The following is a 13,770-nucleotide window of genomic DNA, read 5'->3' as shown; positions in this document are numbered from 1 at the left end:
GCACAGAATCCCTCGCCGAGGGCTCAACTGGCCGGACGCCGCCGCAGGAGGCTCTCGGTTACCCGACGAGGATCGAGGCCGGACCTAGACCGAACTCTCGGGTAGCAGCCGCAGTTCGGCGGCCCTGGCGATGAGCTCGCGCCGGTCCTTTGCGCCGAGCTTCTCGCGCAGCGTGGCCACCTGCTTGCGCACGGTGTTGATCGAGACGTACAGCTGGTCGGCGATCTCGCCCAGAGTGTCCGGAGTGGCCAGCAGAGGCAGCAGAGTGCGCTCCCGAGGGGTCAGCCGGATCGGTTGTCCGATCCCGAGATAGGCCGGTTGCAGCGTAGCGAGCTTCGCGGGACCGAGGTTCCGTTTCAGGAAGCACGGGTGGCCGTCCGGGTGTGGGCCGTGGACCGCGAGCAGGTCGGTCAACAGCGGGAGCGGGAGCAGGACGAACGGCAACAGGCTCCTGGTTTCTTCGCACACGACGCACGCAGCGGTGATCATTCGGTCGACCGCGGCGTCGCTGCTGTTGCCCATGAGTAGTGCGGCAGCCTTCATCGCCAGCAGGCTGGCCTGGCGTGCAGGGTTGCCGGACGCGTTCAGGCCATCGTCGATCAGACTCAATGCGGCTTGAGCATCTCCGCGGCCCAGATGCAGCCTCGCGGTCAGTGAGATCAACGGCTCCGCGCCGTACGCCTCCTCGAGCCGATCCAGGAGCTGCGCGGCTTGGTCGAAGTCGCGCAGGTTGAGCAGCAGTTGGACGCGGGTCTTCCCCACCTCGAGCTGCGCGCCACCGCTGGGCGTCGCTGACTCCCAGCGGTTGCCCACCGCTCCGTCGAAGGCGGCGAGAGCCCGCTGGGGATCCATCCACAGGATTCCTGCCTTGGCCGCTGCGCAGTGCAGCAGCAGCGAGTCGTCGAACCAACGCGCCGCATCGAAGTCGCTGAAAGCCGCCAGGTTCGCCTCCGCGCGGGCGCGGTCCAGGTCGTTGAGCGCACCGAGGAACCCGGGCAGCGCGGCCACATTCGGTAGCCAGGCCAACGATCGGCAGTTGTGGGACTGGTGGACGTGGAAGAACCGCTCGCTACGTTCGCGGCCGATCGGTGAACCGGCGAAAAAACTCGCCACGGAGAGCATGCTGGCGGCGACGAAGCCCACTACCCCGCACTCAGGCGCCAGCAGCATCGCTGGCTCGGCGTGGCGCGTCGCTTCGGTCCAGTCGGCCCGCAGCACGGAGACCACTGCGGAGAGGGTATGGAACACGGCCAGTGACGCTCCCGAGGGGAGTGGGCCGGTCCGGTTCGCGCCGCGGATCAATGCCTCCAGCTCTTGATGAGTGGACCACGCATCGTCGAGCTGAGGGCTTGAGGCGGTGAGATCGGAGCTGGCCTGGCTGATCATCCACAGCGTCCCGCCGACCACAGCGGCGTCGATGCCGGAATGCTCCCGCCAGTTGCCGTGGAGCTCGCGGGCGTCTCGCAGGAGAAGCCGCGTCAGCAGGTTGAGATCCAGTCGATCTGATTCGATGCCGAGTGAGGCCGTCACGGCGAAGGCGATGCTCAGGATCGGACGCCGCTGGCGTTCGATCCGGGGGATTTCCGCCGTGCCGGCCAGTTCGCCGTGAGAGATGCACTCGAACTCGGCCGATGAGGTCAAGATGAGCTGCTCCAGCACTGACCAGTCATCGGTCTCGCCCTGCTCTGGGATGAGCTGGGAGTGGTCGGCATTGAGGGGGGCAGCAGCGCTTAGCAGGGCGTGGCGCAGACCTTTCAGATCGCCGTGCTCGCGCTCGAGAGTCTCGATCATGTCCCGCCGAGTACCCGGCCGGAGCCGCCGGATGGGATCCCCGGCAACCGCGGTGACCAGCAAGCCGGATTCCTCGAGACGCTGCAACATGTCCCGCACCCGGGGCGTCTGCAGGGGCTCGCCTGCGCTGGCCGCCGCGATCCGGACAGCGCGGCTGGTGATCGACCCGAAAAGCGAGATTCGTGAGATCCATGGTGGAAGCCCGAGCTCTGCCCAGCGGTGATCGGAGGTCCCAGCTGCGGCGTGATCCAGCTGTTCTGCGATCGGCTCGGCGCCAGTGCGGCCAGCGTGTCTATTCGCATGATCGCGGAATTCGGCGGGGTCAGAAGAGGGTGAGCGTTGAGCGTTGAATCCGCCCATGTCCGCACTCCTCAGATCGCCGGGTATCTCGGCCGCCAAGTGGCGGCTAATGGCGGGAGCCCCGACCGGCGCGAATCCTGAGGCTGAGCGGGCCTACCCGGGACAGAAGGCTACAGGTCTGGCTGGTTGGCGACCCAAGTTGGCTCCTGAGGCGGAAACGCCGCTGGCAGCGATCAGTAGGGGCCGATGTTGATCTGCCTTGGGAGAGCGTTCTCAGTGTGCAGCACACAGATGCGAATTCCCTAGTGGCGGCTATCTTTGTGGGATGTGCTAAGTATATTGGCTACCCTTATGGTCCGTGTTTGGTCACTATTCATCGACCGATTTGTCGGCAATTCGAACCTGTCGCACCGCTTTTGCATGGGAGGGCTGCCGAATTTGGTCACAGGATGGTCCCTAGCTGGCCGCCCACAGCAGTGTCGCTGCCGATAGCTTCAATATGCCCTTTTCTAGGTGTGACGCATGAGTGCACCAGGGGCTCGGTCACTTCGGCGGCTGACCGCCACCACCACGCACGAGGGAGCCAACCATGCATTCCGAAGCTTCAGCCGGACCTGATCCGATGGCATCGGCAGCCAGGTATCAGCGGTGGAAGCCGAGACAATCGGTGAATGACAGGACGAGTGAGGTGCTGGCAATGCTGGCCAGCTGGACCGAACTGGATGCCGCGCGCCTCGCCTTCACCAAAGCGGCCGCAGGCCCGCGCAGTTTGGCCGCAGACTGGTCGGCGATCCGTCAGTGGCTGGACGAGCTCGGTGTGAGTGACACGAGCTCGGGCGAGCCGGTTCGCGTGTCGCGGGCCTGGTCCAGCTCGGTGGCGAGCTCCGCCGAGCGGGCGTCCGCGAGCAAGGTTCTCTTGGACTACTGGGTGCTCTGCCCGGCTCCGGAGTTCGTCGCTGACGCAGTGCAGTGGGCGGTGACCAGTGAGTCCTGGGAGGTGCTGGCGACGATCTGGATGCGCCATCTGCTCCCGGGGGCCGCCTGGCAGAACGACGGCGTGACTGAGTTGCTGGCCTGGCTGCCGGCCGATGCCCGAGCCGCGGCTCCTCTGCTCAGCGTGGCCTGGGCACAGTCTCGAGCAGAACTGTCCGGACGAGCATCTCGGCCGTCCGAGTTGCGCCGCCACCTGATCTCAGATGCGACGGAACTGCATTCGAGTTGGCGGCAGGCGACAAGTGCGGACGCCGCCGTGCAGGCTGCCACGCTGTGGATGTTGGTCCAGCGGATCGCGCCGGGAAGCTCACCGGCCGGCGCCCTGGACGCAGCGACCGCCACACAGTCGGAGGTGGCCGAGCTGATTGATCGGCAGCGTGCGCTCGGCTGGCCACCGAGCCGCATGGCAGAGGCGATGTTCCGGGCTGCCTCTGCTCAAACCGCCTTGTCGCGAGGTGACTATGCGCGCACGGCCAGCGAGGCCAGCTACTGCCTGGCGCTATCGGCCCGCGTGGGTGCGGTGATCGCCACTGGGACCGGAGCCTTGGCCAGGGAGCTGGCCGGCTGCGTCGAGCGGCAGATCGAGAGTCGAGAGGTTGAGGCCTGGGTCTCGCCGGAATGCCCGCTGGACCTCGTCGCGGCGGACCTCACTGCGGGTCGGCTTGCCGATGCACTCGGCGCGCTGCGTGAACTCGACCGAGAAGCTTGCGAGCGACAGCTGCAGGCGATCGGAGCCCTCCCCGCCGGCACTCCGCGCTGGACGGTGTTGATGTGGGTGGCTTCTCTCGCCGCGACGCTCTGGGGCGACCCGGCTGAGGCGCTGCGCTGGCTGGACGCCGAGCTCACTCGCCATTCCATGGTCTCGGTAGAGGCTCACGAGCCACTGGGGGCGGCGCTGGTTCGGCGGGCTCGGATCGATCTGCTGGATCGGCTGGGTGCCCGTGGGGCGGCGGTCAAGGCTGCCGAGCGGGTCCCGAGTGCGATGCGCTGGGTAGCCCATGCGCGCGCTTTGATGTGGTCTGGTGAGTTCGCCGCAGCTGGCCGGGTGGCCGAAGAAGGTCTGTTCGACCCGTCCCCTACGCACAACGATCGGCTGTCCCTGCGGGTGATCCGGGCCGCGGTGGAGGCGCTGCTCGGCGACACCTCAGGCGAGCGGGATGCGCAACTCGCCGAGGTGGTTGGGGAGTGCCTCCACCGGCGCAACATGCTCGCGCTGGCGCTACTACCGCGCGAGGCGATCGATGCTCTGGTCGGACGCTTCCTCGCAACCGAACCAGTGCTGGACGACGAGCAGCAGGAGTGGCTGGCGCGGCTTGCGGCCCTGGAAGCCGGTGGGGGTGCGATCGTGGCACAGGTACACCTGACTCGTCGGGAACGCTCGCTGTTGCCCCTGCTGGTCGGTGATGATCCGGTTCCGGAGGTTGCCGCCAAGCTTCATCTGTCACCGCACACTGTGCGTAAGCAGGTCGTTGCTCTGCGGCAGAAGTACGGCGCGAAGAGCCGCAGCGAGTTGGTCCGCCTGGCTCAGGAAGCCGGCGATCTGTAGCCGCTCAGAGCAGACCGGCTGACCAGCGCTGCTGCTCGGCGAACTCGTCGGGGTGCATGAGCTGGCAGTGAAGGATCGCCTCCGGCTCGCTGGCGAAGTCCACTCGGCAGTATCGGCATACCCAGGTCGGTGTCTCGGGCGCCCTGTGGATGCCGAGCCAGGCTGCCCCGGCGGCGGCGGCGAGAATCGCTGCCCCGATCAGGATCAACTCGGACATCTGGCGCCACGCTTTCGCTCGTCGCTGTCGCCGTGGCCACACCGGTGCACCAGTCCCTTGACCAAACCTGATCCAGTGGATTGGCAACGATCCCCGGCAAGTCCACGTCTCTCGCAAGTGACGCTAGGTGGCGGGGTTGGGCTGTTCGGCGGCTGGCTGAGCCGAGACCAGCAAAGGGTGCCGAAGATGGTTCAGCTGGGTGCATCGAGACGGTATCGATCTGGTCAGCGCACCCGACAGCGGCGCCATCCCTGTTGGCCAAGTTGTGGTAGCCGGTCGACCCATCCTGTACCAATCGCGGCGCTACTTGCTGTTCCCGCCGGGCCCGACGGCTGGGTCGCTGACAGTTTTTGCCCAATGGGGCAGCCGGGAAGGTGGCCTTCCGCACGGAGGCTCAACTGAGTCGCCGATTCATGCGGCGGCCAAGGAAGGTGCCGACGTTCGAGCGGACATACCGCCCGAGGTCCGCCCCGCAGGCCATGACGGTGGCCTGCGGCTGGACGTTGGCCCAGAGGCGGGTGGTGGGGAGCAGGCACCCCTTGTTCCCCACCGCTTCTCACTCGGACCACTGCCCCGAGTGCCGTGCAGCCGTGGGGAGTCGGGATGATTGATCAGAGTGAGATGAACGGGACGCGCCGCAACGATCGTCCTGTGATCGTGGCCCCACCGAGCATTCCTGTCACCGATGGGATCCAAGTGCGCGAGATGCTGGGGCTCTGGCTGGAGTTGGATGAGCACCGGCTGGCCTTCATGCGCGAAGCCCTGGGCCAGCATCTCCCGGTACCCAGCTCGTGGTCGGAACTCTCGTCGTGGGCGCTCCAGGCCGGCATCGCCGACTGGATCGATCAGCCGCGCTCGATCGCCATCCGTCGCCCGATCGTGGGCGGCCTGGCCAAGCCGTCCGCCGATGCGCTGGAGGCGCAGGCGGCCCGTCGCTTGATGACCTGCTGGTTCGCCAATCCTGAGCCGGCCCTGATGGCCGATGCCTTGCGCTGGGCCATTCTGCTGGAGGCATGGGAGGCCGTCGGCAGGATCTGGACCGATCACCTGCCTTCGCTCGATCTCGTCGACGAGTTGCCGGTGCGCGCGGTGTTCGAGGATCTGCCGCGGTCGGCACGTGCCATGAACCCGATGCTCACCTTCGCCTGGGCCGCGGCCCGGGCCACCAACGCCCAGGGCTATCGCTCCGATGGTGAGTACGTCCGCAGCGTTGTGGCGGACGGCCTGGCCTTCCACTCCCACTGGGCCAATGCGCCGCGCACCGACACAGCTGTTGCCGCAGGCACGATGTGGATGCTTGCCCAGCGGATGCTGCCGGCCGGCCATGGGGGTAGCGGAATCGAGGACGCCAACAGGACTGGCGCAGAGGTGTCCACCTTCATCGCGGAGCGCCGCGCCGAGGGTCGGGCGCCGAGCCCCGCGGTGGAGGCCGCCTTCCGGTCGGCCTCGGCACAGCTGGCCTTGGCCGGCGGCGAGCTGGCCCGCTGTGTTGCCGAGGCGGAGTTCGCGATCACCCTCGAGCCGCGCCTTGCCGAAGACTTCGCGGTCGGCACTCGTGACCTCGCTCTGGAGATGCTCGGCTGTTCGGATGCTGACGGCCGGCAGGTGGGCCCGCCGCTCCGGCTGGCCTGGTTCCGGCGAGGGCTCGGCTCGCAGGATGCCCTGTCGAGAGTCCTGGTGCGCGTCATCGCCTGCCTGCGCACCCTGGACCGCGAGGGCGCCCGGGCCGCGATGGTCGAGCTGGACGGCCTCGCACTGGGGCAACCGCAGTGGACAATCATCATCTACGTGCAGGCCGTCTACGCCGCACTCTGGGGCGATGCGGCGATGGCCTTGGGCCAGCTCGACTCCGCCAAGGTTCGCCAAGGCGTCGCCTCGACCGAGCATCAGGAAGGCCTCGGATCCACGCTGCTGCGGCGGGCCCGGAGTCTGCTGCTGTCCCGGCTGGGTGCCTCCGCAGCCGCGCTCGACGGGTTGAAGGCGATCCCGACGCCGTGGCGCTGGGCGCCGCTGGCATTGGCTCAGCTCTGGGCCGGCGATGCCGAAGAGGCGATCCGGTCGTGCGACTCGGGCATCTTCGACGGCACCACGCTGCTCACCGATCGGGTCTCGCTGAAGTTGATTCGGGCCGGCTCGATGCTGGTCGACGTCGAGGCGGACGAGACGTCGCGAACCTTGGCGGCGGTCGAGGCGGTGTCGCTGTGCTCGGCGCACAGCTACTGGCTGCCGATCGGACTTCTGCCGGCCAACGTGCGGGACGCGCTGCTCGACTGTGTGGAGAGTCAGCCGGGCGCCGGACGGCTCATCGACACCAAGGTCCTCAAGGCACTGCGGCAACTGCCGCGAGTGGGGGAGAGCCTGCCGCGGGCCATCTCGCTCACCAAGCGGGAGCAGATCCTGCTGCCGTTGCTGGCGAGTTCTGAGTCCGTCCCCGACATTGCCGCGACTCTCCAGGTCTCGGTGAACACGGTCCGCAAGCAGGTGGTGGCGCTGCGCGCCAAATTCGGGGCGACGTCTCGCTCGGAACTGGTACGCAAGGCCCGCGACTCCGGATTGCTCCGTCGATGAACGGCATCCACGAGCCGGTACCCGGCGAGCTGGTCGGCTCTCTTGAGCAGACCTGGCCGGACGGACTGCGTCGCGCAGTGTTGGTCCTCGTCACCGACACCCTGGCCTGGGGACTCGGCCTGGCAGTGGCCATGCTCTCGGCTCCCGTTCAGCCGGGTCTGGTCTGGTTCGCCCTGGTCGCCGCCATGACCCAGCTCGCCGTTGGTCAGGCCGCAGCCGGCCACCAGCTCAGACTCCGTACGGTCGTCCTCGGGCTGATCGTCGCGGTGGCGACCGCGTCCGGCTTCGCGCTGGCCGTGAGCGCGCAGCTGGCCACCGACTGGCGCGGATGTCTCGTCCTGGCCGCGAGCGCTTCGGCGGTGTCTCTCGGGGCCAGGGCGCTCTACTTGGTGGCTCTCAAGGCGCGCCAGGCGCAACAGTCACAAGTCGAGCCGGACCCGGTGTGCACCTTCGCCGACACGCTCGATCTGCATTGGCTGCCCCAACTCGAGATCCGCACCGCTCGGGTGGCGCCTCGACCGCAGATGGCCGGTGCCGACCTCAGGTCGCGGACGGCCTGACTGGCACAACCCCGTCGCGGGACGGTGCGGTGGCCGGCTCGGCCAGCGTCACGGTCACCCTGGCGCCGGAGACCGATCCGTCGTCGCCGATCGGGTTGGAGAAGCTCAGACCGCCGCCCATCGCGGTTGCCTGCGCTTGGGCGATCGCCAGACCCAGGCCATGCCCGCGGGTCGGGCCGTCGGCTCCGAAGCGCCGGGGGCCACCGCTGAGTAGCCAGTCGGGGAAGCCGGCACCGTGATCCTCGACGGTGATCTGCGCTCGGTCGACGGTGAGCACCACCGGTGGACGTCCGTGCCGGTGCGCGTTCGCGATCACATTGGCCAGCACTCGATCTAGTCGACGCTGTTCGACCAGTACCGGCCCGGATGACGCGACGACAAGCCGAACCAGGCCGCTGATCCCGGTCCCAGCCAGACTGGCCCGGACCGCTTCGGCGGCATCGGTCGGCGTTAACTGGGCCGGCTCGTCGGAGTCGATCCGGGAGATCTCCAGGAGGTCGGCGACCAAGACCCGCAGGCGCCCCGCCTGACCGCGGACCAGTCGGCTGGCCTCGTCCTCGCCAAGTAGTTCGGCCGCGCTGACCAGCGCGGTCACCGGCGTCCGTAGCTCATGCGCGGCATAGGCGGTGAAGGCCCGCTCGCGATCGATCCGGCCGTTCAGCGCATCGGCCAGTTGGTCCACCGATCGGGTCAGCGCGGCGACCTCGTCGCGACCGGGTTGGGTCGCGGTCACCCCTGGTTCCATCGCCGCGATCCGCAGCGCCGCTGCGGCTCCCCGCCGGGCCCGGCGGGAGAGCCGCGAGCCGGCCAGCCAACCCAAGCTGCCGCCGAGTACCGCCGCGGCCAGTCCGGCGACACCAAGGCTGCGCTCAAGTTGGGCACGCTGCTGCTGCAGGGTGGCCGCGCCGGTGTTCACCGCGAGGATCTGCTCCGCACTCAGCCGTTCGACCGCCCACATGGTGTCGCCGTCGAAGTAGGTCTCGCGCTGGCCGACCGCCACCCGACGCAGTTCGGTCGGGACCAGAGCGGGGTCAGTGGTGGCTGAGTAGCGCAGCTGTCCGAAGGAGCGGAAGAGCGCACTGGCGGTATCGAGGCGGTTGAGAGTGTCGGCGCGCAGCCGCTCCCGGGCGTCCACGGCGGCCTGGTAGTCGACATAGGCTCCGACCGGCAGCAGGACGGCCAGAGTGACCGCGACGACGGCCAGGGCGATCCGCGAGCCCAGTGACCGCCACCAGGGGATCTTCGCCGGACTCATCGGACGAGCTTGTAGCCGCTGCCACGCAGGGTGACGATCTTGTCCGCACCGATCTTGGCGCGCAGCCGCTGGACGTTCACATCGACCACCCGCGGCTCACCCCAGTCCGCACTGCCCCAGACCAGATGAAGGAGTTGCTCGCGGGAAAGCACTTGGCCGGCGTGTTCCAGCAGCGCATCGAGCAGCCGGAACTCGGTGGCGCTGAGCTCGACCGGCTGCCCGGCTCGCTCTACGACCATGCCCTCGCGGTCGATCCGCAACTCGCCGAGCTCGTGCCACGTCGGCGCCGCCGACGGGCCTCGGTGACGCAGCAGTACTCGAAGCCGGGCCGCCAGGACCGCCGAGTCGAAGGGCTTGACCACGTAATCGTCCGCGCCGGCGTCCAGGCCACCGACCTGGTCGCTGGGCAGGTCCCGCGCTGTGAGCAGCAGCACCGGAAGCTCGGCGTGCTCAACGGAGGTCCGCAGCTCGCGCAGCAGGGTCAGCCCGTCCATCCTCGGCATCAGCACATCGACCACGGCGACGTCGACGCTCTGGTCGCGCAGGCGGTCCAGAGCGTCCACGCCGTCCTCTGCGGTGACCACCGTGAACCCCTGGCGCTCCAGCACCAGGCGGGTGGTCAGTCGCAGATCCGCGTCGTCCTCGACGAGCAGTACTACCGACGATGTCATGACTCAGTTCTACCCGACGGCCCTCAGGAGTCGGCGAACCCGACGCGGTTCACCGGTGGGCATAGGCGCGGCCGGGCTTCACTTTGCCGAGCAGCTCGCTGACGGTGACCAGGGTGTAGCCCTGCTTCTGCAGACCCTGGAGGATCTGCGGTACCGCCGCCACCGACCAGGGATGGATGTCGTGGAGCAGGATGATTCCGCCCCGGCGAGCTCCACCGAGCGCAGCCGCCACGGTCTTCGAGGTGCTCCGGGTCTTCCAGTCCAGGGTGTCCACGCTCCACAGGGCCATCGCCAGGCCGTCCTCTCCGGCCACGGTGTGCACCTGGGCGTTCATCGCCCCGTAGGGCGGGCGCAGGAACCGTGGGTGGAACCCAGCCACCTTCTCGATCTCCCGAGCGGTCGAGGTGATCTCCTGATTGATTCGAGCCGGGCTGAGCTTGGTGAGGTTCGGGTGGTCCCAGGTATGGATCCCGATCTCGTTGCCGTCCGCCGCGACGGCATGGGCTACCGACGGGTGGGACGCCACCTGAGTGCCCACCATGAAGAAGGTGGCCCGGGCGTCCGCGGCTCGTAGGTAGTGCAGCAGGTGCAGGGTGTAGGGGCCGGGGCCGTCGTCGAAGGTCAGTGCAATGCACTTCACCTTGCGGCAGTTCACTTTGGCGGACTGCTCCGGCATCGCGGCCATCGTGGAGGCGTTGGGGGACGGTGTTGCCGGGCCCGTCGGGCTCGCGGTCGTCGGCGTGGCGGGGCTTGCGGTCGGCGAGCCGGGGGAGCCGGACGGAGTCGCGCTGGCGTGGGCCGTGAACGTGCTCCTCGGGCTGGGTTCGGCGACCACCGCGCCGCTGGCCGGTACGTCGCTTCGGTGGTGCTGTGCCGGAGCTGCCGCACAGCCACCGAGTGCCAGAGTGATGGCCAGCGGGACGATCAGCAGCGCGCGATGCAGGGATGACGTAACCATGATCACTTCCCACCCTGTGCGTCGTGCCTGGTGTCGGGACTGTCGAGAGTGAAGTCCTCCGGTGAACTGAGCCCGGCGGGGAGCCGCCCGGTCACGGTCACAGTCAGCCGGGTGTAGGCGATCGCCGACTTGCCGGTCACCAGCTGAGAGGCGCGAACCTCGACCGGAAGGCTGGCCACTCGTCCGGCCACGCAGGACGGCGTACAAAGGTTCACCACCTCGGTTCCGGTGGCGATGGCTTCCGGAGTGCCCCAGCCGCTCCAAGTCAGGCCTTGCAGGGTCTGGCCGGCGTCCGCGCAGGTCAGAGTGAAAGTACCCGGCTTCGAGACCAGTTCGTGGCCGCACTCGTTCAGGTAGACCTCTTGGGCCACCGGCAGGGCCGACGGCACCTGTCCGCCGGCGACGGCGGCCGCATCGGTGATGGCGCAGCCGGCCAGCAGACCCGCCGCCGCCAGTGTGGCGATCCCGATGAGTTCTGGAGCCAAACGAACCATGGCGCACTTCTCCTCGATCCAGCCGGACGTCCCGACCTCGCAATCAGCCTGCGTCTCGGACGTCTCACCAGCCTCACGGCAACATCACAGGACCATCACAACCACGATCGCCGGGCTGATCCTGCTGGCCGCCTGGATCTCGAGCCTCGGCGGTCACGTTCGCCCGAGCTCAGCTGCGCAGTGCGCCGGCGGTGGCTCCGCTCAGCAGTAGCTGCCGGTACTCGATGATGTTGCTTCGGAGGGCAGCTGAGGTGCCGTGTTCCGGCTCGTCAGCCCGGTGCGTCAGGCGCAGAGCAGGTGGCGACCCCAGCAAGATTCGAACTTGCGACACAAGGTTTAGGAAACCTCTGCTCTATCCCCTGAGCTATGGGGCCACGCCTCGCTGAGGAGGCTGAGCAAGCCTAGCGCCTATGCTATGGAGGCCGCCCAGCGGGACGTGTGGCCCCGAACCTAGCTAGAAGCTGTGAGCTTGGTCAGATTGGCGTACCCGGGTTTTCAATTCGACTGCGGTTCCGCTAAGGTCGGTAACGAGAGTGACGCACGCGATGTTGTCTCCTGGGGGTGGGTAGACGGCTAAAAGCCCTTCGAAGTGCGTCACTCTCACTTTTGTTTGTCCAGGCCCTCGGCGATCACTCCCGGGGGCCTGTGGTCTTGTCGGACCGGCGGCGATTCGGGAGCCTCCGAGCGTGGCCTAGCATTCCTGGCATGAGCGCAGACGCCCTCCAGCAATGCCTGGACAAGATGGCGGCCGCGGGCATCAGCCAGCTGGCCATCGACAACTTCGCCCACTACTGGAGTCAGTGCGCCGACGGCGTGACTGGAGTCATTTCGGAAGGGAGCATCCGCCCGCTGACCGAGGTCGCCGCGCTGGCGCAGGTCCAGCTGAGCGAAGCCGACGCCGCCGAGGCACTGGGCAAGACTGTGATCATCAAGTTGAACGGTGGCCTGGGCACCTCGATGGGTCTGGACCAGGCCAAGACTCTGCTGCCGGTCCGCGATGGGAAGAACTTCCTCGACCTGATCATCGAGCAGGTCCGCAGCGCCCGACGACGCCACGGCGCCCGGCTGCCACTGGTCTTCATGAACAGCTTCCGGACCAGGGACGACACCCTGGCCCATCTGGCCGGCTACCCCGATCTGGCCGTGGACGGGCTGCCGCTGGACTTCCTTCAGAACGCCGAGCCCAAGATCCGCACCGACGACCTCAGCCCGGTGCAGTGGCCGGCCGATCCGAGCCTGGAGTGGTGTCCGCCGGGTCATGGTGACCTGTATCCGGCGCTGTGGGGGAGTGGCCTGCTCGATGCCCTGATCGAGGCCGGCTTCCGCTACGCGTCCATCGCCAACGGTGACAACCTCGGTGCCACCCCGGACGCCACCCTGGCCGGCTGGTTCGCCGCCAGCGGCGCACCCTATGCCGCCGAGCTCTGTCCGCGGACCGTCAACGACCGCAAGGGCGGGCATCTGGCCGTCCGGGTCGCCGACGATCAGCTGATCCTGCGCGACACCGCCCAGACCGCGCCGGAGGAGATGGCCTACTTCACCGACGAGTTCCGGCACCCCTACTTCCACACCAACAACCTGTGGGTGGAGCTGGTGGCGCTGCGCTCGCTGCTGGAGACCCGGCGCGGAGTGCTCGGGCTGCCGCTGATCCGCAACGACAAGACTGTGGACCCCGCCGATCCGGCCTCGACCCCGGTGTACCAACTGGAGAGTGCCATGGGTGCGGCCATCGAAGTCTTCCCGGGCTCGACCGCCATCGTGGTGGGCCGCGATCGGTTCCTCCCGGTCAAGACCACCAACGAGTTGATGCTGTTGCGTTCGGACCTGTTCGAGCTGGACGACGACGGCCGGCTGATCGCCCAGGCGCCGATCCCGGAGGTGTCACTGGACGGCCACTACAAGCTGGTCGACGACTTCGACGCGCTGGTGCCGGTGGTTCCCTCTCTGCGCGAGGCCACCTCGCTGATCGTGAAGGGGGAGTGGCACTTCGACGCGGCAGCCGCGGTTATCGGCGATGTCGTGCTGGAGGATGCCGGAGAGCCGCGGCACTACCGATGAGCCCGCGCTGGCAGGCCGCCATCGGCTACGCCCTGGTCGGGGCCGAGCTGGCCGTGGACGAACCGGGACGTCCGGACCCCGAACTGCTGGTCACCGAGTTGGCAGCGGCCGGCTGGTCGACAGAGCGGATCGGTGATCACGCCCGGCAGGTGCTGTCCGCCGAGCAGGTCTGGCCGCATCCGGTGCCGACCGCGCTGCGTGCCGGCTGTGGTGCGGCCCAGTTCGCCGCCGCACTCGGACGGGCCCGCGAACTGGCCGGTGTGGCCACGCTGGAGACCAGGGCACCGTCCACCCGAACCCGGCTGAACGCCGATGAACTGCGCCTGATGCGCGAGGTGCCGCCGCACCACGGCTCCTGA

11 protein-coding genes and 1 tRNA gene are annotated in these 13,770 nt (G+C 68.2%); 5 read left to right on the top strand and 7 right to left on the bottom strand.

The window, feature by feature from the left end; all coding sequences use genetic code 11:
* Window positions 1-84: 84 nt before the first annotated feature.
* Window positions 85-2,190 (bottom strand): LuxR C-terminal-related transcriptional regulator, encoded by a 2,106-nt coding sequence (locus ATK74_RS09970; RefSeq protein WP_143483624.1) that lies wholly within the window; start codon window positions 2,188-2,190, stop codon window positions 85-87.
* A 598-nt stretch (window positions 2,191-2,788) separates the two neighbouring features.
* Between ATK74_RS09970 and ATK74_RS09965 the strand changes: the two genes are divergently transcribed.
* Complete coding sequence (locus ATK74_RS09965; protein WP_169923808.1) at window positions 2,789-4,630, top strand: helix-turn-helix domain-containing protein; 1,842 nt, start codon at window positions 2,789-2,791, stop codon at window positions 4,628-4,630.
* Between the two features lie 4 nt (window positions 4,631-4,634).
* Here ATK74_RS09965 and ATK74_RS09960 read toward each other — a convergent pair whose 3' ends face one another.
* On the bottom strand, window positions 4,635-4,847 hold the full coding sequence (locus tag ATK74_RS09960; protein WP_098460882.1) for a hypothetical protein: 213 nt from the start codon (window positions 4,845-4,847) through the stop codon (window positions 4,635-4,637).
* A 603-nt stretch (window positions 4,848-5,450) separates the two neighbouring features.
* Here ATK74_RS09960 and ATK74_RS09955 point away from each other — a divergent pair.
* Window positions 5,451-7,415, top strand: a complete 1,965-nt coding sequence (locus ATK74_RS09955; protein WP_098460881.1) for a helix-turn-helix transcriptional regulator — start codon at window positions 5,451-5,453, stop codon at window positions 7,413-7,415.
* Complete coding sequence (locus ATK74_RS09950; protein ID WP_098460880.1) at window positions 7,412-7,975, top strand: hypothetical protein; 564 nt, start codon at window positions 7,412-7,414, stop codon at window positions 7,973-7,975. The genes ATK74_RS09955 and ATK74_RS09950 overlap by 4 nt, the downstream gene beginning before the upstream one ends.
* Here ATK74_RS09950 and ATK74_RS09945 read toward each other — a convergent pair.
* From ATK74_RS09945 to ATK74_RS09920, 5 genes are all read right to left on the bottom strand, one after another.
* Entirely contained in the window at window positions 7,956-9,230 is a 1,275-nt protein-coding gene (locus tag ATK74_RS09945) for a sensor histidine kinase (RefSeq protein ID WP_098460879.1), read from the bottom strand. The two genes, ATK74_RS09950 and ATK74_RS09945, sit on opposite strands and share 20 nt — an antisense overlap.
* Window positions 9,227-9,901 (bottom strand): response regulator transcription factor, encoded by a 675-nt coding sequence (locus tag ATK74_RS09940; RefSeq protein ID WP_098460878.1) that lies wholly within the window; start codon window positions 9,899-9,901, stop codon window positions 9,227-9,229. The genes ATK74_RS09945 and ATK74_RS09940 overlap by 4 nt, the downstream gene beginning before the upstream one ends.
* 49 nt (window positions 9,902-9,950) lie before the next feature.
* Window positions 9,951-10,859, bottom strand: coding sequence for a polysaccharide deacetylase family protein (locus ATK74_RS09935; protein WP_211283341.1), 909 nt, complete (start codon window positions 10,857-10,859; stop codon window positions 9,951-9,953).
* Between the two features lie 2 nt (window positions 10,860-10,861).
* Window positions 10,862-11,353: a hypothetical protein gene (locus ATK74_RS09930; RefSeq protein ID WP_098460877.1), complete on the bottom strand. Its 492-nt coding sequence runs from the start codon at window positions 11,351-11,353 to the stop codon at window positions 10,862-10,864.
* A 298-nt stretch (window positions 11,354-11,651) separates the two neighbouring features.
* Window positions 11,652-11,727: transfer RNA gene (locus tag ATK74_RS09920), tRNA-Arg, on the bottom strand.
* Window positions 11,728-12,058: 331 nt separating this feature from the next.
* On the opposite strand from ATK74_RS09920, the gene ATK74_RS09915 reads away from it, so the two are divergent.
* Together ATK74_RS09915 and ATK74_RS09910 are read left to right on the top strand one after the other, a co-directional pair.
* Entirely contained in the window at window positions 12,059-13,411 is a 1,353-nt protein-coding gene (locus tag ATK74_RS09915) for a UTP--glucose-1-phosphate uridylyltransferase (RefSeq protein ID WP_098460875.1), read from the top strand.
* Window positions 13,408-13,770: a hypothetical protein gene (locus ATK74_RS09910; RefSeq protein WP_098460874.1), complete on the top strand. Its 363-nt coding sequence runs from the start codon at window positions 13,408-13,410 to the stop codon at window positions 13,768-13,770. Before ATK74_RS09915 ends, ATK74_RS09910 begins: the two co-directional genes overlap by 4 nt.

This window comes from Propionicimonas paludicola, assembly GCF_002563675.1.
Classification (GTDB): domain Bacteria; phylum Actinomycetota; class Actinomycetes; order Propionibacteriales; family Propionibacteriaceae; genus Propionicimonas; species Propionicimonas paludicola.
Note: the sequence above shows the minus strand (reverse complement) of the source record. Positions and strands in the feature narration are given on the sequence as shown.